General features: G+C 70.3%; 29 protein-coding genes and 1 pseudogene. 11 read left to right on the top strand and 19 right to left on the bottom strand.

The window, feature by feature from the left end; all coding sequences use genetic code 11:
* Window positions 1-136 precede the first annotated feature (136 nt).
* The 6 genes from SJY07_RS12990 (at window position 137) to SJY07_RS12965 (ending at window position 4,838) form a co-directional block, all read left to right on the top strand.
* Window positions 137-316, top strand: a complete 180-nt coding sequence (locus SJY07_RS12990; protein ID WP_380159643.1) for a hypothetical protein — start codon at window positions 137-139, stop codon at window positions 314-316.
* Window positions 317-589: 273 nt separating this feature from the next.
* The gene (locus tag SJY07_RS12985) at window positions 590-973 is read left to right on the top strand and encodes an ATP-binding protein (RefSeq protein ID WP_380159641.1); all 384 of its coding nucleotides are present in this window, start codon (window positions 590-592) and stop codon (window positions 971-973) included.
* A gap of 129 nt (window positions 974-1,102) precedes the next feature.
* Entirely contained in the window at window positions 1,103-2,914 is a 1,812-nt protein-coding gene (locus SJY07_RS12980; RefSeq protein WP_380159639.1) for a SpoIIE family protein phosphatase, read from the top strand.
* Window positions 2,915-3,200: 286 nt separating this feature from the next.
* On the top strand, window positions 3,201-3,467 hold the full coding sequence (locus SJY07_RS12975) for an AbrB/MazE/SpoVT family DNA-binding domain-containing protein (protein WP_380159637.1): 267 nt from the start codon (window positions 3,201-3,203) through the stop codon (window positions 3,465-3,467).
* Entirely contained in the window at window positions 3,464-3,976 is a 513-nt protein-coding gene (locus SJY07_RS12970) for a PIN domain-containing protein (protein ID WP_380159635.1), read from the top strand. Before SJY07_RS12975 ends, SJY07_RS12970 begins: the two co-directional genes overlap by 4 nt.
* An 82-nt stretch (window positions 3,977-4,058) precedes the next feature.
* Window positions 4,059-4,838, top strand: a complete 780-nt coding sequence (locus SJY07_RS12965) for a TSUP family transporter (RefSeq protein ID WP_380159633.1) — start codon at window positions 4,059-4,061, stop codon at window positions 4,836-4,838.
* Between the two features lie 287 nt (window positions 4,839-5,125).
* Here the strand turns inward: SJY07_RS12965 and SJY07_RS12960 are convergent, their stop codons facing one another.
* Together SJY07_RS12960 and SJY07_RS12955 are read right to left on the bottom strand one after the other, a co-directional pair.
* Window positions 5,126-5,518 (bottom strand): type II toxin-antitoxin system VapC family toxin, encoded by a 393-nt coding sequence (locus tag SJY07_RS12960; RefSeq protein ID WP_328293827.1) that lies wholly within the window; start codon window positions 5,516-5,518, stop codon window positions 5,126-5,128.
* Window positions 5,505-5,735, bottom strand: coding sequence for a hypothetical protein (locus SJY07_RS12955; RefSeq protein WP_380159630.1), 231 nt, complete (start codon window positions 5,733-5,735; stop codon window positions 5,505-5,507). The genes SJY07_RS12960 and SJY07_RS12955 overlap by 14 nt, the downstream gene beginning before the upstream one ends.
* A 409-nt stretch (window positions 5,736-6,144) precedes the next feature.
* On the opposite strand from SJY07_RS12955, the gene SJY07_RS12950 reads away from it, so the two are divergent.
* Complete coding sequence (locus SJY07_RS12950; RefSeq protein ID WP_380159628.1) at window positions 6,145-7,230, top strand: CDP-glycerol glycerophosphotransferase family protein; 1,086 nt, start codon at window positions 6,145-6,147, stop codon at window positions 7,228-7,230.
* A gap of 134 nt (window positions 7,231-7,364) precedes the next feature.
* On the opposite strand, the gene SJY07_RS12945 is transcribed toward SJY07_RS12950, so the two are convergent.
* The 10 genes and pseudogenes from SJY07_RS12945 to SJY07_RS12900 form a co-directional block, all read right to left on the bottom strand.
* Window positions 7,365-7,871, bottom strand: a complete 507-nt coding sequence (locus SJY07_RS12945; RefSeq protein ID WP_380159626.1) for a putative immunity protein — start codon at window positions 7,869-7,871, stop codon at window positions 7,365-7,367.
* A 263-nt stretch (window positions 7,872-8,134) separates the two neighbouring features.
* Window positions 8,135-8,224: pseudogene (locus SJY07_RS12940) on the bottom strand (VapC toxin family PIN domain ribonuclease); the annotation flags it as partial.
* 22 nt (window positions 8,225-8,246) lie between these two features.
* Window positions 8,247-8,723, bottom strand: a complete 477-nt coding sequence (locus SJY07_RS12935; protein ID WP_380159624.1) for a hypothetical protein — start codon at window positions 8,721-8,723, stop codon at window positions 8,247-8,249.
* Window positions 8,724-8,829: 106 nt separating this feature from the next.
* Window positions 8,830-9,339, bottom strand: a complete 510-nt coding sequence (locus SJY07_RS12930; protein ID WP_380159622.1) for a DinB family protein — start codon at window positions 9,337-9,339, stop codon at window positions 8,830-8,832.
* A 153-nt stretch (window positions 9,340-9,492) separates the two neighbouring features.
* On the bottom strand, window positions 9,493-9,927 hold the full coding sequence (locus tag SJY07_RS12925; RefSeq protein WP_328293833.1) for a type II toxin-antitoxin system VapC family toxin: 435 nt from the start codon (window positions 9,925-9,927) through the stop codon (window positions 9,493-9,495).
* Window positions 9,924-10,385 (bottom strand): type II toxin-antitoxin system Phd/YefM family antitoxin, encoded by a 462-nt coding sequence (locus tag SJY07_RS12920; RefSeq protein WP_380159620.1) that lies wholly within the window; start codon window positions 10,383-10,385, stop codon window positions 9,924-9,926. The genes SJY07_RS12925 and SJY07_RS12920 overlap by 4 nt, the downstream gene beginning before the upstream one ends.
* A gap of 206 nt (window positions 10,386-10,591) precedes the next feature.
* Window positions 10,592-11,008 carry a PIN domain-containing protein gene (locus SJY07_RS12915; protein WP_380159618.1) on the bottom strand — a complete coding sequence of 139 codons (417 nt, stop codon included), beginning with the start codon at window positions 11,006-11,008 and terminating at the stop codon, window positions 10,592-10,594.
* Window positions 11,005-11,265, bottom strand: a complete 261-nt coding sequence (locus tag SJY07_RS12910; RefSeq protein ID WP_328293836.1) for a type II toxin-antitoxin system VapB family antitoxin — start codon at window positions 11,263-11,265, stop codon at window positions 11,005-11,007. The genes SJY07_RS12915 and SJY07_RS12910 overlap by 4 nt, the downstream gene beginning before the upstream one ends.
* Window positions 11,266-11,565: 300 nt before the next feature.
* Complete coding sequence (locus SJY07_RS12905) at window positions 11,566-12,303, bottom strand: hypothetical protein (protein WP_380159616.1); 738 nt, start codon at window positions 12,301-12,303, stop codon at window positions 11,566-11,568.
* Between the two features lie 446 nt (window positions 12,304-12,749).
* Window positions 12,750-13,961 (bottom strand): hypothetical protein, encoded by a 1,212-nt coding sequence (locus tag SJY07_RS12900; protein WP_380159614.1) that lies wholly within the window; start codon window positions 13,959-13,961, stop codon window positions 12,750-12,752.
* Between the two features lie 320 nt (window positions 13,962-14,281).
* On the opposite strand from SJY07_RS12900, the gene SJY07_RS12895 reads away from it, so the two are divergent.
* Window positions 14,282-14,989: a metal-dependent hydrolase gene (locus SJY07_RS12895; RefSeq protein WP_380162305.1), complete on the top strand. Its 708-nt coding sequence runs from the start codon at window positions 14,282-14,284 to the stop codon at window positions 14,987-14,989.
* Between the two features lie 13 nt (window positions 14,990-15,002).
* On the opposite strand, the gene SJY07_RS12890 is transcribed toward SJY07_RS12895, so the two are convergent.
* The 7 genes from SJY07_RS12890 to SJY07_RS12860 form a co-directional block, all read right to left on the bottom strand.
* Window positions 15,003-15,224: a LysR family transcriptional regulator gene (locus SJY07_RS12890; protein ID WP_380159612.1), complete on the bottom strand. Its 222-nt coding sequence runs from the start codon at window positions 15,222-15,224 to the stop codon at window positions 15,003-15,005.
* 101 nt (window positions 15,225-15,325) lie between these two features.
* Window positions 15,326-15,688: a monovalent cation/H(+) antiporter subunit G gene (mnhG, locus tag SJY07_RS12885; protein ID WP_380159610.1), complete on the bottom strand. Its 363-nt coding sequence runs from the start codon at window positions 15,686-15,688 to the stop codon at window positions 15,326-15,328.
* Window positions 15,685-15,963, bottom strand: coding sequence for a monovalent cation/H+ antiporter complex subunit F (locus tag SJY07_RS12880; protein ID WP_328293841.1), 279 nt, complete (start codon window positions 15,961-15,963; stop codon window positions 15,685-15,687). The genes mnhG and SJY07_RS12880 overlap by 4 nt, the downstream gene beginning before the upstream one ends.
* Window positions 15,960-16,562: a Na+/H+ antiporter subunit E gene (locus SJY07_RS12875; protein WP_380159608.1), complete on the bottom strand. Its 603-nt coding sequence runs from the start codon at window positions 16,560-16,562 to the stop codon at window positions 15,960-15,962. The genes SJY07_RS12880 and SJY07_RS12875 overlap by 4 nt, the downstream gene beginning before the upstream one ends.
* Complete coding sequence (locus SJY07_RS12870) at window positions 16,559-18,148, bottom strand: Na+/H+ antiporter subunit D (protein ID WP_380159606.1); 1,590 nt, start codon at window positions 18,146-18,148, stop codon at window positions 16,559-16,561. The genes SJY07_RS12875 and SJY07_RS12870 overlap by 4 nt, the downstream gene beginning before the upstream one ends.
* Window positions 18,145-18,582 (bottom strand): Na(+)/H(+) antiporter subunit C, encoded by a 438-nt coding sequence (locus tag SJY07_RS12865; protein ID WP_380159604.1) that lies wholly within the window; start codon window positions 18,580-18,582, stop codon window positions 18,145-18,147. The genes SJY07_RS12870 and SJY07_RS12865 overlap by 4 nt, the downstream gene beginning before the upstream one ends.
* Window positions 18,579-21,392, bottom strand: coding sequence for a Na+/H+ antiporter subunit A (locus SJY07_RS12860; protein ID WP_380159603.1), 2,814 nt, complete (start codon window positions 21,390-21,392; stop codon window positions 18,579-18,581). Before SJY07_RS12860 ends, SJY07_RS12865 begins: the two co-directional genes overlap by 4 nt.
* A 95-nt stretch (window positions 21,393-21,487) precedes the next feature.
* Between SJY07_RS12860 and SJY07_RS12855 the strand changes: the two genes are divergently transcribed.
* The 3 genes from SJY07_RS12855 to SJY07_RS12845 all read left to right on the top strand — a co-directional run bounded on the left by SJY07_RS12855 (window position 21,488) and on the right by SJY07_RS12845 (window position 24,425).
* The gene (locus tag SJY07_RS12855) at window positions 21,488-21,898 is read left to right on the top strand and encodes a helix-turn-helix domain-containing protein (RefSeq protein WP_380159601.1); all 411 of its coding nucleotides are present in this window, start codon (window positions 21,488-21,490) and stop codon (window positions 21,896-21,898) included.
* Window positions 21,895-22,731, top strand: coding sequence for a DUF1524 domain-containing protein (locus tag SJY07_RS12850; protein WP_380159599.1), 837 nt, complete (start codon window positions 21,895-21,897; stop codon window positions 22,729-22,731). Before SJY07_RS12855 ends, SJY07_RS12850 begins: the two co-directional genes overlap by 4 nt.
* A gap of 107 nt (window positions 22,732-22,838) precedes the next feature.
* On the top strand, window positions 22,839-24,425 hold the full coding sequence (locus SJY07_RS12845; protein ID WP_380159597.1) for a methyl-accepting chemotaxis protein: 1,587 nt from the start codon (window positions 22,839-22,841) through the stop codon (window positions 24,423-24,425).
* The last annotated feature ends 201 nt before the right edge of the window (window positions 24,426-24,626 follow it).

Below are 24,626 nucleotides of genomic sequence, written 5' to 3'. Positions count from 1 at the left end.
TGCGGTCGGTGGTGCCTGCGCGGGGCCTGCTGAGCGCCGAAGTCGTCCGGGTGCGCTCTGGTGGTACGAGCAGTGATCATCAGCGCCACGATGTGCCTCAGCTCGGCCTGTCGCCTTCTCGCCACCAGGAGCATCCATGACCAGCAAGCAGCGCACCTACACCCTCATCGGAGCCGTCGTCGGTCTCGTCGTCGGGTTGCTGCTCTACACCGGCGACCGGTCCACGGCAGCGGCGGTCGCCCTCGCGGTGGGGCAGGCCGTCGTCGCGGGCGCAGTGGGCTACTTCCTGGCCCGGGACGGGCAGAAGACCCGCTGAAGCCCGGGCGATGAGCCCGAGCACCCGCTGTCGACGTTCGCCCTCTCGTGTCGAGGGCGTCGACGGGCTGGACCCGGTGGCGGCTGGTCGAGGATCGGGTGCGCACTCGGCGAACGCGTGGGGTGGGCTACGACTGCCTTCCCGTGCGCACCGGATCGCGGGATGACCGTGCGCTTCGCGCGCACCGAGGGACCGCCCGACGAGCGGGAGCGGTAGTGACTGATTGTTACGTCGAGCCGACCAAGAGTAGGAAGCCGTGGGAGACTCACTGTCGTGTGCACGATCACCCCGTCCGCGAAGGTGATCTTGCCGCTTGACTCCCATGCCCCCAAGGTCGCGCGCAACTTTCTGACTCAGGCCCTCTGTGTGGCGCACCACGCTGGAGTGCGTGACGAAGCTGAGCTCCTGGTGTCCGAACTCATCACCAACGGGGTCCGCTACGGAGCTGCGCCCCTGGTGATGCAGCTCATCTGCGAAGGCCCAGCAGGGCTACGGATCTCAGTCAGTGATGCTGGCCCCGGCGAGCCAGCGCCCCGCCAGGCCGGCATCGACGACGAGAGCGGACGGGGGATGACCTTGGTTGACGTCCTCAGCAAGGAGTGGGGCGTCGAAGCCAGCGAGGCAGGGAAGACGGTCTGGTGCTGTCTTGCCTCATGAGTGGGCCAGCCACCCCGCCGCAACCGGAACATCGAGGCAGATGACCGCCAGCGTCGGCGACACCGACCAGAATGGCCGTGACGAGCCTGGCATGGCGCCAGATCATCTGGTGCGTGAGGAGTCCGCGTGATGAGCGAGCAGCCGGTGAACACAGCCTCCGAGGTGGAACGGCTGCGCCTGGAGCAGATCCTCGATGCCATGGCCGTGGGCTACCTGGCCATGGACGCTGACTGGCGCATCACCTACGTCAACGCTCAAGCCGTCAAGGCCCTGGGTCTGCCTCGCGAAGGACTGGTCGGCGGCATCATCTGGGAGCTGTTCCCCGCCACAGTCGGCTCCGACTTCGAAGCCGGCTACCGCCGCGCGGCTGAGACCGGTGAGCTGTTCACCTTCGACTCCTACTACCCCGCCCCCCTGGACGCCTGGTACGAGGTACGCGCTGTCCCGGAGAACGGCGGCGTGGCGCTGTACTTCCTCGACATCACCGCCCGCAAACACGCTCAAGACATCGTCGAGCAGTCCGCGCTGCGCCTGCAGTTGCTGGCCACGGTGACCACCGAGCTGACCGAGACCTTGGACGCAGAACAGGCCGTAGCTCGGCTGGCGCAGCTGGTCGTACCGACCCTGGCTGACTGGTGTGTCATCACCCTCGTCGAGGACGACACCGCAGCCAGCACCCCCACCACCGCCCGGGCCTCGCGGACCGTGGACCTACGCCGTGGGTTGCGCGATGTGGGCTGGTGGCACCGCGATGAAGCCGCCCGCCCGCTGGTGCAGGCCTACGCCGCGCACCGCATCAGCGAGCTCAACGACTCGGCTTTTCTGCTCCAGGCCCTGCGTGATGCCCGACCGGTCCTGGTCACCGATTCCACCGCCGCCATGACCGCAGTCCTCGACCCTGACGGCCAAGCCCACCGCCTGCTGGCCCAGCTCGCACCGCATTCCTCGGCGATCTTCCCGCTGCGCGGGCGGGGCCGCACCGTGGGGTTGATGACCCTGTTCAACAACGCCGAGCGGTCCCCAATCGCCGTCGAAGAAGTAGCAACAGCTGCAGAGGTCGCTGCCCGAGCGGGCCTGGCGTTGGACTCCGCACGCCTGTACCGCCAGCAACGCAACCTCGCCGAAGGTCTACAGCGCTCACTGCTGACCGCACCCCCGGAGCCCGACCACGGCCAGCTCGTCGTGCGCTACCTGCCGGCCGTCGAAGCCGCCCAAGTGGGTGGGGACTGGTACGACGCGTTCTTGCAGCCCGGCGGAGCCACCGTGTTGGTCATCGGTGACGTCGTGGGCCACGACGTGCAAGCGGCTGCGGCCATGAGTCAGGTCCGCACGATCATGCGCGCCTTCGGTGCCCTGGGCGATGACTCCCCAGCAGAGATCCTGGCCAAGACCGACCGGGTGATGGCCAACCTGCAGGTGTCGACGACAGCGACCGCCATCGCGGCCCGCGTCGAGCAGACCCTGGACGAACGCGCCCGTGGGGTGACCCGGCTGCGCTGGACCAACGCCGGGCACCCACCGGCGATGGTGATCCATGCTGACGCCAGCGTGCAGCCCCTGGTCGGGCTCAGCACCGACCTGCTGTTGGGCGTCGTGCCCGACGTTGAGCGCGACGAGTCCGAAGTCGTCCTCGATCGTGGCGCCACGGTCCTGCTCTACACCGACGGCCTCGTCGAGCGCCGCGATCAGTCCCTGCAGGTGGGACTGGAACGCCTGCAGGCAACGCTGGAGGAGCTGGCCGCTCAGGATCTCTCACTCGATGATCTGCTCGACCACCTGCTGAAGCAGATGGTGCCTGCGCACCCTGAAGACGATGTGGCGCTCATTGCGGTCCGTTTGCATCGCCAGGATCGGCCCCGCCCCGTCGAAGCTGGTCCTCAACGAGTGCCGGATCACGTGCCTGCGGAGCCGACCACCCCTGCAGGTGACCCGACCAACTAGGCCCGTGTACGCCGTCTTTGGTATTCGGTGTCTCTTGCCGCCAGCGGGCCTAGACGTCACGAGTGCACGCGCTTGTCGACGTGTTTCGTAATAGGAGCGCTTCCGTGTCCCACTGATGATGATCTTGCGGACATCGACATGACCGCGACGTCACCGACCACGCACAACGCGGGATGACCGTGGAGTCGCCTGGTCTTGTCGCTGTTGGTCTGGATCGGTGAAGCAGGCGGCCGCAGGGAGTGGGCCATCGAGACGCTCGTCCCACCAGCGAGCGCATGGTGGGCTCATGAGGGCGCAGGCATTAAAGATCGACTCCAAGCGGCGAACAGTCGTGCCCGCCGAGGTCCTCGCTGCGGCAGGCATCACCGAGGGCTCCGAGCTGATCCCGCGCGCCGAAGGTCCTGGCCGCATCGTCCTCGAGACCCGCGCTGCCATGCAGGCCCGTGTTCGTGCGAAGTACCGACGCACGGGTGGCGGCGTGTCCACTCAGCAGGCGTGGGCCGAGTACCACGGCGAAGAGACCGATGCCCTCGCCGAGAAGGGTGTCGAGTGAGCGAGGGTTCTCGCGCCGTCATCGCCAGCTCACCGCTGGGAACACCGCTGCTGCTCGACGCGTGCGCCGTCTTGTCCTGGCTCGATCCGGACGCTCAGGAGACGGCTGACAGTCGCGCCCGCATCGACGACGTGTTCGCGGCCGTCGACCTGACCGTCGTCAACGTCACGGTCCCCACCGTGGTCGAGGTGGCGACCGTCCTCAGTCGGAAGTTCGAACTGGAGGAGGAAGCGCGCAGCATCGGCGAGGATCTCAGCAGTGCAGGGATCCACATCGTCCCGTTCGGCCTCGCAGAAGCCGCACACATCGCGGAGGTCCTCCACGCGGAGAAGGTCACCCGGCAGGCCGAGCTGGATGCGGGCCGCGAGGTCGGACGACTCTCGCTCGGCGACCGCATCGCCATGGCCGCCGCCGAAGCCCGAGGCGACTCGCTCGTGACGACGGACCAGTTCGTGATCCAGGTGTCAGAGCGCATGGGGTCGAACCCCTACGACTACCGCGCCGGCTGAGTCGTGCAGCACGTTGCGAAGGCGCCACGGTCGAGAGCAACGGTGTGCTTCCGCGAGTTGCAGGGTCCGCGCGGACGGCGGGATGACCGTGCGGGACAGCGGCCGCTGCGCGGTCTGGGACGATCCCGCGGTGCTGATGGGCGAGGCCGTGTGGTTGACGGTGGCGGTAGTGGTCTGCGTCGGCGTGGCCTCATCAGCGCAGGTCCTCAGCGGTATGGGGTTCGCGCTGCTCGCCGGACCTTTGCTGGCACTGGCCCTGGGCACCTCTGACGGGGTGCGCTTGAGCGTGGCCCTGTCGATCGTCCTCAACGTCGTCGTCTTGGCCGGCTCGTGGCGCCTGGTGCGCTGGGGTGATGCGCTGCGCCTGCTGGTACCCGCGGCGCTGCTGGTCCTGCCCGCGCACCTGCTCAGCGCGCGACTGGGCGGGATGTGGACGTCCGTGGCGGCTGGGGTCGCGGTTCTGGTGGGGGTGGGGTTGATCGCTTCGGGGCGACGGGCGGGGTGGGTGGACGGCCCGGCTGGTGCGGTGGCTGCGGGGGCGGGCAGCGGGGTGCTCAACGTCCTCGGTGGGGTCAGCGGGCCGCCGGTGGCCCTGTTCGTGGCCCATCGTGGTTGGGAGCCGAAGGTCAGCACCGCGACCCTGCAGGCGTACGCCTTGCCTCTGAACGTGGTGACCCTCGCCGTCCTCGGCCTGCCCGCGGTCCAGCTGGGCAGCCTGCTGGGAGCCGGGGTCGGTCTGGTGGTGGGGGCCGCGTGTGCGTGGCGCTTCGTGGCGCGGATCAGTGCTGCCACGGTGCGCAGTCTCGTTCTCGTCCTCGCCGCGGTCGGTGGGGTGCTGCTCATCACCCGCGCCCTCACCTGAGCCAACCATCCGGCGGTTCACCGGACATCGTCAAGCCCGCGACGTCGCTGCCGGCTCCGGACCGCGCACACCGCGGGATGACCGTGACGTCGGTGCAGCGGGGCGACCCCCGTCGTGGGGGAAGACGTGGGTGCGCCGATCTGGTCGCCCGGGTGACCGTTTCGGTTCACCCACGGGTGACCTCATGTGGTGACAGCGGTGGGTGCGACGGCCAGGGCTGAACGCGCAGCCATCGGCATGTGCGGATGTCGATGACTTCTTGCTCGGCGGTACGTGGGGCACTGGGGTCAGCGCAGGACCTCCACCTCGCAGGTGATGCCCGGTGCACGGGACAGGCGGGCGTCGGCGGTGACGAGGACGACGTCCAGGGCCTCGGCCAAAGCGACGTAGGCGGCGTCGTAGCTGGTGACGGTGTGCCTCAATTCCCAGCAACGACGCAGCAGCGGCCGGTGACCGGCGCGGCGCAGGGGCAGGTCGACGAGGTCGTTCAACGCCAGGTCGGCGCGGCGATCGGGGAGGCGTCCGCCCGCAGCGGCGCGGCGCAGGACGGAAGCCACCTCCAGGTCGATCACTTCGGGGGCGGTGAGCACCTCGCTTCGTAGACGGTCCCGGGCCCGGTCTCCGTCAGGTCCGTCGTCGGCCAGGGCGGGAGCGAGGACGCTGGCGTCAACGACGATCACGGTCGTCGTGCACCGCTGTCACGGCGTCACGGAAGGACAGGCTGCCGCCGGCTCGGCCGCCGGCGCGCTCGAGCACTTCGTCGAGGGTGGGGGTGCTGGCGTCCTCGACGAGCTTGGTGAGGAGGTACTCCTGCAGGGACTGGTGGGCCCGGGCGGCGCGGCGGCGCAGGACGGTGTGCGTCTCGTCGGGGACGTCCTTGATCTGAACGCTCGGCATGGCGCCATTTTGGCGCTACCGATGCCAATGTGCAATCGCGAGGCCATCGTCATGAGCGCGACAGCGCGGTCATCGGCGCTTCCGTGCGTTCGCGACGTCAGTCCTCGGTCGTCCTCAGCAGGCGGTGGGTGGCACGTCGGAGCTCGGGCAGGACGATCGTGAGCCTCGCAGCCCTTCAACGGATGCACCGCTGCGCGGGGTGGCCCCGCTTCCCGCGCCTGACCCGATGACCGAGCACGAGGCGCCGGGTCGGGTCTCTGGCGGTCGCGACCCTCGACCACGGTGGAGCTCGGTCCGCAGTCGGACCACCAGGTCCTCACCGGCCTGCACGAACCCTGTCGAGCGGTTAGCGTCGGCGCACAGCGCGGGACATCCCGCCCGGGACGAGCACGGTGGGGGCGGGAGATCGGTGAAGGTCGTCTGGAACGCTGACAACGGCCGCTACGCCGACAACCCGCGGGCGCTGCACGAGGCCTGGACCGCCCGCGGCGGTGACGGCGTCGACCACCTCTGGCTCGCCTCCTCCCGCCAGGCCGCGACGTTCCCGCCCGGCGTGGCGACCGTGCCGATCGGGACACCGCAAGCCGTCGCGGCGCTCGAGGCGGCGGACGTGCTGGTCTCGAACACGCACATCCAGCTCGACCGGTGGCGCAAGCGACCCGGGGCGGTGTACCTGCAGACCTGGCACGGGACACCGTTGAAGCGCATCCACCGCGACGCCGCGTTCCAGCCCCCGGACGACGTCATGGCCGAGCTGGACGACGACATCGCCCGCTGGGACCTGCTCGTCACCCCGAGCGCCGAGGGGACGCGGTTGCTGCGGGCCGCGTTCGCCTACCGGGGCCGGGTGCTGGAGACCGGCTACCCGCGCAACGACGTGCTCTCCGCGCCCGACCGCGCCGCCCGGCGCGCTCGGGTGCGCGCCGAGCTCGGCCTCGCGGAGGGCACGACGGCCGTCCTGTACGCGCCCACCTACCGCGACGACGAGGCCGCCCCGGGCGTCGACGCCCCGCTGGGGCTGGACGTCGGGGCCCTCGCCCGGCGCCTCGGCGACGACGCCGTCGTCCTGCTGCGCCTGCACCACTACATGGGCCACCAGAGCCGTCCCGCCGGCGGTGGGCGGGTGCAGGACGTGGGCGCGTACCCCGACATCTCCGACCTGTACCTGGCCGCCGACGTCCTGGTCACCGACTACTCGTCGTCGATGTTCGACTTCGCGGTCACGGGCAAGCCGATCCTGGTCTTCGCCTACGACCTCGCGCACTACCGCGACCGGCTGCGCGGCTTCACCCTCGACCTGGAGGCGGAGGCGCCGGGCCCGGTCCTGCTCGACCAGGAGGCGCTGACCGCGGCGCTGCTCGACCTGCCCGCGGTGGCCGCTGCGCAGGCGGGACGCTACGCCCGGTTCGTGCAGCGCTTCTGCGCCCTGGAGGACGGCCGTGCCAGTGAGCGCGTCCTGGAGGCGCTGTGGGCCGAGGGTCTGCCGCCCGGCTGACACCGCCGACGGGACTCGCCGACCGGACGCGGCACCGACGGCATCGTGGGGGTCGCGCCCGGACCACGAGCACGCCGCCCGACTGCGCGTGTCCGCCCTCCGCCCCGTCGGCCAGACCGCACCGCGAGGTCTCGTCAGTCGTCGAAGACGGACCAGCAGATCGCGTCGCGTCTGGCTTGGTCCTCGAGCACCAGCTCCCGGATGCGCTCCGGGAGCCGCTCCCGCTGCCAGTCGCGCTCCAGCCGTCCGGTGGGATCGGCCGTGCCCGCTGCCCGTGCCGCCTTGATCGCGTAGGCGGCGGCGCCGAGGTCGTGCTCGGGCACGTGAGGCACGCACGCGGCCTGGCCGGCGGCGTAGGCGGCGCAGCGGGCAGCCCCCCGCAGCGGGCGAGCCGCTCCCATCGCGTGCCCACCGCGAGCTCGGGCGTCCATCATCTGCACGCTGCCCCCGGCCCAGGCGCGTGCTGCCTCGATGGCCTCGCGGGGGCGGGTGTCCGCGGGCTGTTCGACCTCGAAGAGGTGCAGCACGTGGTCGGCGCAGTCAGCGGCCCACAGGGCGATGAGCCGGTGGTCCTCGTCGGTGAGTTCTCCGCCACGGCGGATCGTGACCAGTCGCGGGTCGCGGACCTTCGGGAGGATCACGTGACCAGCGTGCCAGCAGCGGGGCAGCCGGGGACGACCTTCCGGTACAGCCGGCGGTCATCGTCGTGGGTGGACGTCGCGTGCGGCACTGAGGTCAGCGCACGACGTCCACGTCGCAGGTGGTGCCCGGTGCACGGGACAGATGGGCGTCGGCGGTGACCAGACGATGTCCAGCACCTCGGCCGGCGCGACGTGGGCGGCGGCGTAGCTGGTGAGGGTGGGGCGCAGTTCTCGGCAGCGGTGCAGCGGCGGCCGGTGAGCGCCTCGCCGGGCAGACGATCCCGGGCCCGGTCTCCGTCGGGTCCGTCGTCGGCCAGGGCGGGGGCGAGGACGCTGGCGTCGACGACGATCACGGTCGTCGTGCACCGCCCGGGATCACTCGGATGCCGTCGCACCGGCCTCGTGCGCTCGGTGGGTGGCGCCGCTCAACGGGGCGTAGGCGTAGAGGTCGGACCTGCGCTCGTCGTCGCCCGGCCTGGCAACGGCGGGCAGCGGCGGCAGGCCGAGCTGCTGACGCAGAGACGGGCAGGAGGGATCCACTCCGTGGTTCCCGTAGTGCACCTCGATGCCGGGCAGCTGCCGCTGCAGTTCCAAGGCCAGCTGCAACCCTTCCTCGGCCCACTCCGCTTCGCTCTGCTCGGCCCGCCACTGGAAGTCGGTGACCGCCAGCTGGCCGTAGGTGTCGTTCCACGCGCTCAGGCGGGCGAGCAGGGCGGCGTCGGCGCCCATGTCGACCAGGACTGAGGGGTCCAGGCCACCGACTTCGCCTGGTGAGTTGTCCCAGACGTAGGCGTCCTCGACGTGCTCCGCAGCGATGGAGATGACCGTGGGCCGGTACGGGTCGGGTGGCACCTCCGAATCGTGGCACCTCCTGAGCCACAGCCCGCAGATCGTCATGACCGCGAGGTCGACGACGCTCTGCGCCGCCATGTCTTCGAGCAGTCTTGGGTACGGCCGGTCATGGATCGAGTTGAGTGGCTCCGTCGGTGAGTTCACGGCTGATGTCGAGATGGCCGCTGTGTCGAGCCGACTCCTGCAGCAGGTGCATCAAGACCCAGGCCAAGGTCGGATGGACATCGGTGTCTCCGTAACTGCGCGCCGAGACCGCAGCAGGAACAGCGGAGCGGAGAATGCGCAGGGAGTTCTCGTGCTCGGAGCGGTAGTAATCCTGAATGAGCTCCGGGGTGTCGTCCTCGGTGATCTCCCATTCCTGCTCTTCGGTCCCTGGCCAGGAGAAGTCCACGTCCTCGCCCGCGAAGACGTACCGCATCCAGTACCGCCGGACTGAGGCTGAGTGCTTGACCATGCCCAGAGCCGACCAGCCGGAAGGAACCACCGGTGTGATCAGCTGCGCTGCGTTCAATCCCTGGAGTCGACGCAGCAGCACGTCGCCGTACCAGGCGAGGTAGGCCACACCCAGGGTGAAGGTGTCGGGGTTGTCGGCTGCTGGTTCTCCGGCGAAAGGCATGGCGTGAGGGTGTCAGCGTGCTGAACACCTGACCAGACGTCCATCGGGTCTGCTGCACTGATCTTGCGGACATCGTCCTGACCGCGAGCTCGCCGGACCACTGGCGATCGCGCACACCGCGGGATGTGCGTGCGGTTGTCGGTGTGGGGTCTCCTACGGTGCGGTGACGGTGAACGGGGTGACGGCGATGAGGGCGGCCATGTCGTGGAAGTCGCCCAGGTTGTTGGTCACGAGTTCGAGGTCGAAGGCGTACGCGGTTGCGGCGAGGTAGGCGTCGACGACCTGGATGCGGAGCTGCTTCTTCGTTCCGCCGGCCGCAAGGATGGTCGCGGCCACCTGTCCGCAGGCGTCCACGACGGTGTCGTCCACGGGGAGGGCGTTCGGCCACAGGCGACGCGCGATGGTGAAGTCGGTGAGGCGTTGCTGCTGAGCCGGCCCGGAGGCCACGGCGATGCCGAACCGGAGTTCGGCGAACGTCATCTGTGAGACGTAGGTGGGCTGGCCGGAGTTGATGCTGAAGGTCGACCCGGTCGGGGCGCGCAGGATGTCGATGAGGACGTTGGTGTCCAGGAGGTAGCCAGCGGTCACTGCTGCTTGGACCTCTCCTGGGCGATCTGCCCGGTGAGGTCATCTAGTCGTGGGCCAGGAGCGACGACCCGATGGCGGTCGGCGATCGCCTGGTCGCGGGTCGGCGGGACTCTCGTCGCGGAGTTCGGCTCCTCGGGCCGACGTGGCGGCGTGGTGTCGGCGGCTGGCTCGTCGTCGCGTCCTGCGTAGGGATCACGGGCGACCGGGTCCAGGGTCGCGGCCACCTGGCGGTTGAACTCGGAGTGGTCGAAGGGGCCGGCGGCGGCGTTGAGGCTGGCGGCGGCGCTGAGGGGGATGCCGCTGAAGGCGCGCAGGCGGTCGGGGACGGGGGCGATGGGCGTGATGTGGGCGACAGGTCGTCCGTGGTTGGTGATCGTGTAGCCCTCGCCCGCGTCTTCGAGCTCTCGCAGGATGCGTGCGTATTCGTTGCGCAGTTCGCGGGCGGTGATGGTCTTCACACCCCCACTGTAGCCAGTTCTGGCTACGCCGGGTAGGGCGATGAGGACAGCCCTCCAAAGCGACTGACGAGGCGCCGAAGGTCGTCGGCGGGAAGGGCGATGCGGGCTCGACGGTGGTGCATCACCCACGTCACGTCACGATCTCGCGCGGACGGCGGGATGACCGTGAAGTCGACCCGATCGATTCGAAGCCGGCCTTGTTGAAGCTAGGCAGTGGGTGTTTCCCGTGGGACGACACGCTCTTGCTGCAATGAGCTGACCTGGGCGATCAGCTCGAAGTCCTTGTCCAAGTGCAGAAGCGTCAACTCGTGTTCAATAGCCGTGGCTGCGAGCAGGAGGTCCACCGGACCTGGTGCCCGGTGCCACCCTCGGTGGGTGAGACGTTCCTGCAGGTCTTGCGCTCGGGTGCTGATCTCGGCACTGACCTCGATGACGGTCATCGCCTCGGTGACGTCGGCGATGACCTCGCGGTAGTCCTGGGGGGATCGGGCGGAGAACCCGATCTCCAGGACGCTGGGTCGAGCGATGTTCAACAGGTCCTCGCGTAGGAGGTCGTTCAGCCGGGCGGCCACGACCGGTTGGTCCCAGCGGGCGTGGGCGGACTTGTCGAGCAGGAAGCTCACGCGGCGCCTTGCGCTCGGTCGTCGGTGCCCGGTGCTTCGGCGACCTCTCCGGTGGCCTTCGAGTGCTCCTGGAGCAACGGGGCGAAGTAGCCGCTCTCGGCGCGGGAGATGAGACGTTCGGCCGCAGCGCGGCGACGTTCTTGGCGCAGGGTGGTGCGCAGGGCGGCTTCAACGGTGTCCCGTTTGGTGGTCGTCCCGGTGATCGCAGCCACCTGGGCGAGCAGGTCCTCGTCGATGTCAATGTGGGTCTTGCTCATGGCGGGCCCCCTCGGCGTATGTACACGTCGAAGGTAACTCTTGTACATGAGTGTGTCCACGGCCACTACACAAGCCGTGGGCTGCGGGTAGCGAGGACTGCGAGGACCTCCTCGGTGGACGCCTCGGCTCGCGCATGACCGCGCAGATCGCGGGATGACCGTGCGTTCCGCGCGCACCATGGGGTGACCGTGCAGCCTCCTCCGCTACCGCGCCCTGATTCGTTACTCGGGTGGCGCCTCCTCCTCGCCGAGAGGTCACATGCTGAGGGCGACCTCTGGTTCCGCAGGGGGAATGAGAGCTCAGCTGGACCAGGGGGTCGAGGCAATGAGCCTCTCGTGGGCGGGTCGCATCCCACGAGCCTTCATTACCCGCACAGACTGGAGGTGAGGAAGTTCCAAGATTGGAGTGTAGTCAAGATCGTCTATTGCCATGGTGTGAAATACCAAGCGCTGAAGTTGAGGTATGTTCCTCAGGAATGAAGCTGACTTGAAGTGCGCAACTCGGCTAGAAATCCAATTCCCTCCCAATTCCAAGTCGACCACGCTGCGCATCGCCCCGAGGGGTGCCAGGTCGTCAGCCAAGCGGAGCGACTCGATGAGCAATCTTTCGACACGTTGAAGCTCGGACAGGGGGCCGAGGTCTGTGACTTTCGACGCCCCGCCCAGCCGCAATTCTTTGAGGTCGTGCATATCTGAAAGGATGCCGAGTTCTTCGTAATCGCCCCATTTGATCCTGAGCCCCGTCAGTTGCGACTGTCCCTGCAGCGCAGTGAAGAGTCGACGCGGAGTGCGAGTGACCAGGTGTAGTTCCTCGATGGGCGAAGGGCCGCTCGAGAAGTACTCGACCCACTCTGTCACTACCTTCCTGGCCGCGCTGGCGGAGTAAGCGTTTCCCAGTTGAGTCGCGGCGAGTCTGACCAAGCGCTCGCCTGAGTAATCGCTCAACCGGGTGATTGTTGCAACCTCAATTGTGGGAGCTGTCTGAAGCGGCTTGAGGTGCGACACGTGGGGCCACGGGGGGCCTTCGCTGGCGGTCATGTCTCGACCGTAGCCTGGTGGATTCTCCAGGTGGTTGGTTCCAGACCATCCAGACCACGAGATGACCGCGCGACCACCGTGACCTCGTGAAAGCTAATGAGGCACGATCATGCCGGGCTCCTCGGCTGCCCTGATCCTCAGCGGAGCAACAGGAGCACTGGCCCTGCTGACCTGCATCGTTATTCAGGTGCTCAGCCGGCAGCCTGTGATTAGCGACTTCCGCATCATCTGGGACGTTCTGGGCCTGATTGGCTTGGTGTTGCTCATCGCATCCGTTTGGCTGTTGAAGCGACGCACGCGGTGGCTCGTGGAGGATCGTCGCCTTCGGCGACTGAACTACCCGCCTCAGCTGACCATCCGGTCTTCGCCAGATCCGGGCGGTCGACGACCTCCGCGACAGCGGATGGCCGGTAGGTCGTGGCGGAGTGTGCAGCTCATCCTGGTGATCAACGCGAGGGGTGGTAGACCCACGCGCTCCGGGTGGGCGTGATGGCTTCCTCGCCGACGGTGGGCACGGCGCGGCTGCCCAGGACGAGGAGTCCCTGGCTGGTCCACACCGCAGGACCAGGTTCCTCAGCGGCGCGGTCCTTCTCCGGTGCCGGGACGGGTGTCCAGGTCCGGGTGGTGTCGTCGTAGGTGGAACCGCGGGTGGCCACGCGCGCCCCAGCGGTCGCCTCCACCGGCCACCCCCGGGAAACAGACCCGGGATCGGGGGGTTGGGGTACGGACGTCCAGGTGCCGGCGGGCAGGGTCAGCGCCCCGCTGTAGGGGACGAGGCGCCCGTAGGAGCCGTCCAGGCCGGCGTCACCGCCGGGGGTGGCGTCGAGAGCGCGTTCACCGGTCCACGTCCAGTTCCCGCCGAAGAGCTGATCACTGTCGGGTAGGCGTCGCCAGGTGGAGGACGTCGAGTCCAGCAGGGCCGCGTGAGCCAGGGGAGGTGGGTCGGTAGGGCCTGAGCGGGCGACGTCGCTGGCCACGAGCAGCAGCCCGTGGGGGGTGGCCAGTGCCTCGCGGAAGACCATGGAGTCCAAGGGGTCATCGGGCAGGGGGAGCCACTGGCCGCCGTCGCCGTGGGTGAGGTCGTAGGTGGAGTCGGGAAGCTGCGGGGGCGGCGTCTCTCCGGGGGCTGCGAAGGAGCCGGGAGCCAGCGCCAGCAGCTTCCCGTCGAAGGCGGTCAGGGAGTAGCCCGGGCTGGAGTTCGCCGGGTGGCCGGGAGGCAGTGGCAGTTGTGTCCAGTCGTCTCGTCCGGCGTCGTAGACGAGCAGTGCGTCGTCGGCCAGGACGTAGACCCGCTGGCCGACGACCGTGTGCGGGCTGTCCAGGATCCCCTGCGGAGCCGCTGCGGTGCGCCGCCACCGGTTCTCGGTGGGGTTCCACGCCACACCGTCGCGGTGAGCGCTCGATGAGTCGTAGGCGTTGAAGCAGGGGGTGTCCGAGTCGGAGGGGCACGCCGGCTCGCTGGACCCTCCGAGGAACAAGGCTTCGCTGCCGGTCCACGCCGTGACCGCGTTCCATCGTGGGGTCGTCGGCGGTTCAGGCACTGCAGACCAACGCCAGGCGTCGGTCACCGGAACCCCCTCGGCGGCGTCGGCAGGCACGGCTTCGGGCTCGCTCGAGCCGGCGTCGGCGCTGACGCAGGCGGTGAGGGACAGGAGCACCGCGAGTGCACCGGTGCGCAGTACGGTCCGTCGTCACGGCGGAGGCTCGTCGGCGTACCTCGCGACGCCCTCGGTGGCGGTCTGCGGGTCGTGGCTCACTCCTCCAGACTGCCTGACGATGCCTGCTGATGACGGCCTGGAGCCTTGTTCGCGAGGAACCTCCCGCTCCTCGGCACGAGTGGCGAGTCGGGCGACCGCCCTGGCGCCACGTCACGGTCCTGCGGAACCACCTCGACACCCCGGACCTGCACGCTCGGTATGGATCTCGACGCACCGTCGGTAGGCTGACCCCAGCTGATCTTGGAGGTTGGACGCACGTGATGGGCCCGGCGCACGCCGCCAGCGGGTTGGCGGCAGGGGCTCTCACCCTCGGCCTCGCGACGCACGTCGGCGTCGACGCCCCCCTCGAGCAACTCGCCTGGGTCGTGGGCTGGGGCGGGTTCGCCTACCTGCCCGACCTCGACCAGAAGGGCTCCACCGCGGGCTCCATGTGGGGACCGCCGACGAGGCTGCTCTCCCGCGCGATCGGGGCGCTCGCCGTCCGCCACCGCGGCGGCACCCACGACGTGATCGTCGCGCCCCTCGTCTTCGGGGTCCTCGCCGCCCTCGCCGCGGACCACCGCTGGTCCGCCCTGGTGGTGCTGGCGCTCGCGATCGGGCTGGCGTTGCACGCCGTCGCCCAGCTCGTCCCGGGCAACGCCGAGAAGACCGCGCTCGGGAACCTGCTGATCTCGGGGCTGGGTGCGTGGTGGCTCACCGCGCAGGGGGTGGTCCTGCCCTGGCTGCCCGTCGCGGTGGCGGGTGGGATCGTCGTCCACATCGCGGGTGACGCGTTGACCACCGACGGTGTCCCGCTGCCCTTCACGACGTGGCTCCGCGGACGCAAGCGGACGGTCGGCCTGCGGCTCTTCGACGCGGGGCGCGGTCCGGAACCGCTGCTGCAGTACCTCGTCTTCCCGGCGTTGACCCTGCTGGGTCTGGTGCGCCACGTCGGCCCGGTCCGGGAGCTGCTCGCGCCGCTGCTGTGACGCTGCGTGCGGGCTACCTGCCCGGCAGCATCCCCGCGTCCCGGGCGGCCGCGACGACGGCGGCCGTGCTGGCGACGCCGAAGCGCCTCCGCAGGTCGGCGACGGTGGAGCTCACGGCGGTGGGGGACAGGTCGAGTTCCGCGCCGGCGGTGGTCAGGGCGCGTCCGTCGGCGACGAGTTCGAGCAGCCGGACCTCGGTCCGCGACAGCAGGGGAAGCTGGTGGTCGCCGGTCACTGGTCGCTCCCTGTTGCCGTGGGCCTCGACCGTGACGCTACGTCAGGGTCGGGTGACCGCACCAGGGGGCTCGGCCCACCCGCCCGCTGGACGGCGGTTCCTCAGGAGGATGAGCGTTCCTCCTCCGCCAACCGTTCGGCGAGCTCGTCCCGGTCGAGCATCGCCGGGTCGACCTGACCCGTCCGGTACGCCGCGCGCCCCACCATGTGCGCCGCGACCGGCACGGTCAGCAGCTGGAACGCGCCGATCGCGACGAGCGTCGCGACGTCGGTCCCCTGCCGCAGCTGCAGCCCGACCCCGGTCAGCGCCAGCAGCACCCCGAGCACCTGGGGTTTCGCGGTCGTGTGCATCCGGGCCAGGACGTCGGACAACCGCAGCAACCCGATCGCGGCGAGCAACGTGAGCAGGCACCCGAGGAGCAGGCACACCGCGGAGACCACATCGGCGATCAGCGACCAGTTCACCGTTCACCCCTCTCTTCCGGAGATTCCTTCGACGCGTAGCGCGCGACGCTGACCGACCCCACGAAACCCACCAGCGCGAGGACGACGATGACCGGCAACGTCGTCGCGTGCCGGTTCGCCGCGGCCTCGACGCACAGCGCGATGACGACGATCGCGACGAGGACGTCGAGCGCGACGACCCGGTCCAGCATCGTCGGACCCTTCGCGACCCGCAGCAGGGCGAGCAGCGCCGCGATCGTCAGCATCGCCAGGCACGCTCCGACGACGACGGTCATCGCGGACTCCTCTCGCACAGGGCGGCCGAACCGTCCGCGCGGCAGCGGTCCAGGTACTCGGCGTAGGCCGCGGGTTCGGCGAAGGTCGTCATGATGCGGCGCTCGGTGAGCAGGACCTCGCGGCGGATGCGTTCCCGGCCCTCCTCGCCGGTGACGCCCAGCGCGTGGATGTAGATGGACCCCTGCCCGCCCTGGGCCGACGGGGCCCCGATCTCGACGACGACGCTCCCCGGGACCAGCGACACGAGTTCCGCCGTCATCGCGACGAACAGGTCGGAGCCGCTGTGCAGCGGGACGCGCACCACGGAGTTGCGCGGCTGGCGGCCCGGCCGCACCGCGAGCCACGCGACCTGACCGCTCGCCGCGACCAGGTCGACCAGGAACCGGGCGAACAGCGCGACGATCCGCAGCGGGCGGATCCGCATCCCGAAACGCACCCGCGGCAACGGCAGGACGACCGTGACGAGCAACCCGAGCAGGGTTCCCGAGATCACGTTCGCCCACGACACGTCACCCCACAGCAGCAACCACAGGACGACCAGCCACACCAGGATCGGCAGGCTGACGCGTTCGCGCAGCGAGGTCACCGTCGCGCTCACTCGGCGACCTCCGGGACGCGGTCGTGCAGGACGGTGGACGTGTAGGGCGTGCGGTCCAGCAGGTCGCGCGCCGCGCGGTCGCTGATCCCGAACAGCGGGCCCGCGACGAACGTGATCCCCACCCCGACGAGGACGAGCGCCGCGGTCGGCACCAGCATCCCGACCGGCGTGCGGACCCCGACCTCGGTGGCCGTCGCCAGACCGGTGTTCCCGGCGTCGTCGGGGTTGTCGTCCGGATCGACCAGGGGTTCCTGCCAGAACGCCCGGTTCCACACCTTGGCGATCGCGTACAACGTCAGCAGGCTCGTGACCACGCCCCCCGCGACCAACCCGTAGGCCAGTGGGGTTCCGACGTCGACGCCCGCCTGGAGCAGGCCGAGCTTCCCGAGGAACCCCGAGAACGGCGGGATCCCCGCGAGGTTCATCGCCGGGACGAAGAACAGGACGGCCAGCAGCGGGGCCTTCTTCGCCATCGCCCCGAGGGAGTCCAGCGACGTGCTGCCGGAGTGGCGTTCGACGAGACCCGTCACGAGGAACAGCGTCGTCTGCACGGTGATGTGGTGCGCGACGTAGAACACCGCACCGGACAACCCGGCCGTCGTCCCCAGTGCGATCCCGAACACCATGTACCCGATGTGGCTGACGAGCGTGAACGACAGCAGACGTTTCACGTCGTTCTGCGCGACCGCTCCGAGGATCCCGACGACCATCGTCGCCAGCGCCACCCACATCAGCAGGGTGTTCGCCTCGCTACCGGGGAAGAGCAGCGTCTCGGTCCGGATGATCGCGTAGACGCCGACCTTCGTCAGCAACCCGGCGAACACCGCGGTGACCGGCGCGGGCGCCGTCGGGTAGGAGTCGGGCAGCCAGGCCGACAGCGGGAACACCGCGGCCTTGATGCCGAACCCGACGAGCAGCAGCAGGTGCAGCACAAGACGCACGTCGGGGTCGATCTCCTGCAGCCGGACGGAGAGTTCGGCCATGTTCACGGTGCCGGTCGCCATGTAGACCAGCGCGATCGCGGTGAGGAACACCATCGACGACAACAGGCTGACGACGACGTAGGTCGTCCCCGCCCGGACCCGGGCCTTCGTCCCGCCGAGGGTCAGCAGGATGTAGCTGGCCGCCAGCAGGATCTCGAACCCCACGTAGAGGTTGAACAGGTCCCCGGACAGGAACGCGTTCGACACCCCGGCCGAGAGCACCAGGTACGTCGGGTGGTAGATCGAGACGGGTGTCCCCTCCTCGCCGTCGGCGACACCCTGTGCGAGGGAGTACACGAGGACGGCGAGGGTGACGACGGAACTCACGACGAGCATGAGGGTCGACAACCGGTCGGCGACCAGCGGGATCCCGAGGCGGGCGGGCCAGCCCCCGACGTCGATGGAGTAGGTGCCCGTGCCGCGGTCGGTGAGGACGAGCATGGTGATCGAGGCGATCACGACGATGCTCAGCGCGGTGACGCTGATGGTGCGCTGCGCCCGCGGCCGCCGCGCGAGGGCCAGCGTGAGGCCCGCCGCGAACAGCGGCAGCACGACGGGCAGGGGCAGCAGGACGCGCGGCCACTCGGTCGCCCAGTCGGTCATCGCGAAACCCCCTCTCCCTCTTCCTCGCTGGTCTCGTGGGTGTCGTCGTCGTAGCTGCCGGACGTCTCGTCGAGCTCGGCCCGCCGCACGATGCGGCGGTCCTCGACGTCGTCCTGGACCTCGTCGTGGCCGTCGATCTGCCAGCTCCGGTAGGCGAGCGCGAGGACGAACGCGACCATCCCGAGGGTGATGACGATGGCGGTCAGGACCATCGCCTGCGGCAGCGGGTCGCTCATGTTCTCCGCCGTCGTGCCCCCGCCGAGGATCGGTGCGCGGCCGGGCCGGCCGCTGGCCACGAGGTAGAGCACGTTGATGCCGTTGCCGAGCAGGACGACCCCGATGAGGACGCGGGTCAGCGTGCGTTCCAGCAGCAGCGAGACGCCGCTGGCGACGAGCACCCCGGAGATGACGATCAGCGTCAGGTTGGGGCTCACGCGGAGACCTCCTCCTCGATCTGGCGGTCGATCTCGGCGCCCAGGCTGCGGATGACGTCGACGACGAGGCCGATGACGAGCAGGTAGACCCCGACGTCGAAGAACACGGACGTCACGAGCTTCACGTGGCCGAGGACGGCGACGTCGAACTGGATGATCGCGGTCTGCAGGACGTTCCCGCCGAGCAGGATCCCCACGAGGCCGGTGCCGGCCGACAGGAACAACCCGCAGCCCAGCAGCCAGCCCGCGTTGATCGGGACCGCGGTGTTGAACTCGTAGCGACCGCCCGCGAGGTAGCGGACGACGAGCGCCAGCCCCGCCACGAGCCCGCCGGCGAAACCTCCGCCGGGGGCGTTGTGCCCGGAGAACACGAGGTACAGCGACAGCACGAGGATCGCGTGGAACGTGAGCCGGGTGACGACCTCGAAGACCACCGACCGGCGTTCCGGCGAGACGGTGCTGCCGGCCGGGAGCCAGTTGGCGAGCCGGCTGCGCTGCGGCGCGTCGGGGGCCTCCTCGTGGTGCGCGGCGAGGGCCCGGTCGATCGAGCCCATCCGGCGGCGGAACACCAGGCTCGCGACCCCGGTCGCCGCGACGAGCAGCACCGAGATCTCGCCCATGGTGTCCCAGGCGCGGGCATCGACGAGGGTCACGTTGACGACGTTCTTGCCGCCGCCGTACTTGTACGCGAACTCGGGCAGCGCGATCGACGTCGGGGTCGCGATGCGCGCCCCGGAGGCGACGAGGGCGAAGCAGGAGGTGCAGGTCCCGACGGCGATCCCGATCGCGATCCGCACCCAGCGCGTTCCCACCAGCGGCCGGGACGAGAAGAACGGGGGCAGCCGGCGCAGCGCGAGGACGAACACGACGAGGGTGATCGTCTCGGCCAGCGCCTGGGTGAGCGCGAGGTCCGGGCCGGCGTGCAGCACGAACAGCAGCGTGACGCCGTAGCCGGTGACCCCGGCGAGCATGACCGCGCGCAGCCGGCGGCGGGCCCGGACGGTGAGGACGGCGGCGGTGACGACGACGATCCCGACGAGCACCTGCCCGGCGTTGTCGGCGAGCACGACGTCCGCCGGCCACGGCCGGTTCCAGAACAGCGCCCCGCCCGGCACGATCACGACGACCAGCAGGATCGAGGCCAGGTAGATCGGCAGCGAACCACGCTGGGTCGCGCCGGTGACCTCGACGGCGACGCGGTCGACGGCGTGGACGCTGCGCCGGTACGCGCGGTCCGCCCCGACGGGGTGGGGCATCCGGGCCTGGAACCGCTCCACCGCGGAACGCCCCAGGAACAGCGCGGCGGCCAGCGCGAACGTCAGGACGGTCAACCCCAGGGTGGGCGTGAACCCGTGCCAGAGCGCGAGGTGCTCGGCCTCCTCCCCGGAGTTCTCGTGGGCGACGAGCGCGGCGGGGCGGTCGAGGAACCCCGCGAGCGGTCCCATCAGCAACGTCACGGCGGCGAGGACCAGCGGGGCGGCGATCAGCCCGGCCGAGGGCCGCGGGGCGGTCGAGTCGGGGACCCCGGGTTTGCGGCAGAACGTGCCCCACACGAACCGCGCCGAGTACGCCGCGGTGAGCACGGACCCCAGGACCAGCACGGCGAGGATCCACGGCCGGTCGTGCGTGAACGCCGTGTACGCCGCCTCCTTCGCCACGAACCCCGCGGTGATCGGCAACCCGGCCATCGACGCCGCCGCGACCGTCCCGACGACCGCGAGCAGCGGCATCCGCCGTCCGAGCCCGGAGAGTTCGCGCAGGTCGCGGGTGCCGGTCTGGTGGTCGACGATCCCGACGACGAGGAACAGCGCGGCCTTGAACGTCGCGTGGGCGACGAGCAGGGCGATCCCCGCGCTCGCGGCGGCCTGCGTACCGGCCCCGACGAGCACGACGAGGAACCCCAGCTGGGAGACGGTGCCGAAGGCCAGCAGCAGCTTCACGTCGTGCTGGCGCAGCGAGCGGTACCCGCCGACGAGCATCGTGGCCAGCCCGAGCCCGATCACGGTGGTCTGCCAGGCGGGGAGTTCTGCGGCGGCGGGCGCGAACCGCGCGACGAGGTAGACGCCGGCCTTGACCATCGCGGCGGCGTGCAGGTACGCGCTGACGGGGGTCGGGGCGGCCATCGCGGCGGGCAGCCAGAAGTGGAACGGGACCAGGGCGGACTTCGAGACCGCACCGACCAGCACGAGCACGACGGCGACCGTCGCGGCCGTTCCCGTCGGGAAGTCCGCCAGCAGTTCCGACATCCGGTAGGTGCCCGCGCTCTGGCCCAGCACGATCAACCCGACGAGCATCGCGAGCCCGCCCAGCGTCGTCACGACGAGGGCCTGGGTGGCGGCGCGGCGCGCCGCCTTCTTGTGCGAGTCGTAGCCGATGAGCAGGTACGAGAACACCGTCGTGAGTTCCCAGAACACGTACAGCTGCACCAGGTCGTCGGCCAGGACGAGGCCGGTCATGGCGCCGGTGAACGCGGTGAGGACCGCCGCGAACCGTGCGGTCCCGGGGTCGTCGCGGTGGAAGTAGCTGCCGCAGTAGAACAGCACGAGCGCGCCCACGCCGCCGACGAGCAGGATCAGGACCCAGGACAGCGGGTCGAGGCGGAACGCCAGTTCGGCGTGCAGCGAGGGGACCCAGGGGACGACGAGTTCCGGGCCGTTCCCGGCCAGGACGGCGGGGCCCTGGACGGCGGCCCAGACGGTCGTGGCGGTCGGGGCGAGGGCGAGCAGGGTGAACGCGCGTCGGTCCAGCCACCGCACCAGGGGCACGGCGAGGACCGCGGCGACAGCGTGGACGATCAGCAGGGTGAGCACGGCCGGTCCTCACGATCGGGGGGCAGGTCGGTTCGCACAGCCTACCCCCAACTTTCGTTCTGTTCGATTCGAGACGATCCTGTTACCGTGGCGAGGTGTCGTCCACCGTCGCCTGTCACGGCGCTGAGGTCACCGTCCGCCCCGCTCTCGAGGGGCTGACCGGACTCGCCGAACTGCTTGCCGCGCAACCGGACAGTCCCCTGGTGCTCAAGATCGGACGGCGTTCCGCCGCGGTGCCCGCGGAACTCGCCGCCGCGTTGCGCGAGGCCGTGATCGCCCTCTCCCACGGCGAGGCCGTGACGCTCACCCCCCACGAGGCCCTGCTCACCACCCAGGAGGCCGCGGAGGTCCTCGGCGTCAGCCGGCCCACGATGGTCCGGTTGCTCGAGTCCGGCGCCCTGCCGTTCACGAAACCCGGGACCCACCGCCGGGTCCGTCTCGAGGACGTCCTCGACTACGCCGAGCGCCAGCGCCACCTGCGCACGCCCGGACCCCGGCCCGCGTGAGGCTCACGGTGCGCCGCGCACGGGCCGGTGACCGGGGGGTGCGACGGGTCCGACGGGTCCTCGTGCTGGGGTTGGCCGGCGTCCTCCTCGCCGGGTGCGGCACCGCGAAGGACGACGCGCCGGTCGACCCCACGCTCGACGCCCTCACCGTGAAGGGCCGCGCCGCCAAGACCGGCTACTCCCGCGAGGAGTTCGGCAACGGCTGGGTCGACACCGACCACAACGGCTGCGACACCCGTGACGACGTCCTCGCCCGCGACCTCACCGACGTCACGTTCAAACCCGGCACGCAGGACTGCGTCGTCCTCACCGGAACCCTCGACGACCCCTACGGCGGCGCGACGATCTCCTTCACCCGCGGTCAGGGCACCAGCGAGGCCGTGCAGATCGACCACGTCGTCGCGCTGTCCGACGCCTGGCAGAAGGGCGCACGGTCCTGGGACGCCGCGAAGCGCGTCGAGTTCGCGAACGACCCGCTGGAACTCCTCGCCGTCGACGGCCCGACCAACTCGGCCAAGGGTGACGGTGACGCCGCGACCTGGCTCCCCCCGGACCGGGGTTACCGCTGCACCTACGTCCAGCGCCAGGTGGAGGTGAAGGCCAAGTACGGGTTGTGGGTCACCCCGGCCGAGCGGGACGCCATGGCCGGGGTCCTCGCCGACTGCCCCGCCACTTCGACCGCCACTTCCACCGCGACCGCCACCTCTGCGCCCCCGGTGGCGTTCGCGAGCTGCGCCGCCGCCCGCGCCGCCGGGGCCGCCCCGCTGCACCGCGGCGACCCCGGGTACAGCACCGACCTCGACGGCGACGGGGACGGCACCGCCTGCGAGTAGTCGGGCCACGATGGAACTCCTCCGGCGCTCAAGGACGTCCGTCGCGGTGTCGAGGCAACCGTGGACCGGGTCACCCGACCGGGTGACGACGTCGGAGGTCCCCGGTCATGATCCGTACTCTGCGCAACCTGAAGGTCGCGGCGAAGCTGTTCGCCGGTTTCGGCGTCGTCTGCGTCCTGCTCGTGGTGCTCATCGTCGTGGGAACGACCCGCCTGGCGACCGCGCAGGGCCACCTGTCCGACCTGTACTCCTCCTCGATGGCCTCGGTCAGTGCCGTCGACGACGTCAAGGCCAGCTTCCTGCAGATGAACCAGGACCTCTCCAACGTCGCCCTCGCCGAGGACGACGCCTCCACCCAGGCCGCCGAGCAGGCCATGACCGGTGACGACCAGACGAGTGAGAAGGCCTGGAAGGCCTACGAAGCCAGCGGTCCCGGAGCCCCGGCTGAGCTGCGCAAGACCGCGCGGGACCTGCTGGACCAGCAGGACCAGGCCCGCCCCGGCGCGATCGGCCCCGCCAAGTTGACCGACCCCAGCGAGTTCATCGCCTACCGCGCCCAGAACCTCGACCCCCTGACCGACAAGGTCCTCACCGTCCTGGACCAGTTGGGCGCCGCCGAGGACAAGGCCGCCGCCGCGACCCGTGACGCCGGAGCGAGCGCGTACCACTCCGCGGTGGCGTTGATGATCGGGCTGGGCGCGGCATCGTTGCTCTTCGCCGTCGCCGTCGCGGTCGTGATCGCCCGCTCCATCGCCATCCCGTTGGCCGAGGTTGTCATCGTCATGCGCGGACTCGCCCAGGGGCGCCTGGACCGGCGGATCCAGCACGAGAGCGAGGACGAGGTCGGCCAGCTCGCCGAGGCCACCAACACCTCCCTGGACCACCTCAGCGACCTCGTGCGCCAGATCACCGACAACGCGACCAGCCTCTCGGCCTCCTCGGAGGAGCTCACCACCGTCGCCACCCAGCTGTCCTCCGGCGCGGAAGAGTCCTCCGCCCAGGCCCAGGTCGTCTCCGCCGCGACCGAGGAGATCAGCGCCAACATCGGCACCGTCGCCGCCGCCGGTGAGCAGATGACCGCGGCCATCAACGAGATCGCCACCTCCACCGCACAGGCCTCCCAGACCGCGGCGACGGCGGTCGCCGCGGCCGACGACGCCGGGGCGACGATCGAGCGGTTGGGCACGTCGAGCCGGGAGATCGGCGACGTGGTCAAGCTCATCACCACCATCGCCGAGCAGACGAACCTGCTGGCGCTGAACGCGACCATCGAAGCGGCCCGGGCCGGGGAGATGGGCAAGGGATTCGCCGTGGTGGCCGGGGAGGTCAAGGAACTGGCGCAGCAGACGGCCCGGGCCACCGAGGAGATCGTCGCCAAGGTGAACGCCACCCAGGCCGACGCCCACGCCGCAGCCGAGGCGATCACCCAGATCGGGGAGGTCATCGCCAGCATCGACGGGCTGCAGTCCACGATCGCGGCGGCGGTGGAGGAGCAGTCGGCCACCACCTCGGAGATGGTCCGCAACGTCACCGAGGTCTCCGGCGGGTCCCGGGAGATCTCCGCGAACATCTCCGGCATCGCCGCGGCCGCGGAGCAGACGACCACCAGCGCTCAGCACACCGCGACCACGGCCGCGGACGTGTCCCGCGCCGCGAGCGACCTGCAGTCCCTGGTCGGCCGTTTCACGCTCTGACCTGCTGTCGGACAGCACCTCGGGAGGGTCCGGGCGCGGGGTGGCCGGTTCTCGCGCCCGACTCGCAGCGACCGTCGGGCCCCGCCCGTCAGCGCGTCGCGGACCACGGGGAACAGGTCCCCCCCGCAGTGGACGCCCTCGACGCAGGCGTCGATCCCGTCGGTGGTCCGGACCCGCTGACGTCGGCAGCGACGGGGGTCC

Origin of the sequence: Kineococcus sp. R86509, assembly GCF_042466365.1 — a bacterium.
Taxonomy (GTDB): Bacteria; Actinomycetota; Actinomycetes; order Actinomycetales; family Kineococcaceae; genus Kineococcus.
The sequence above is the reverse complement of the archived record's forward strand: the minus strand, read 5'-3'. Positions and strand labels throughout refer to the sequence as shown.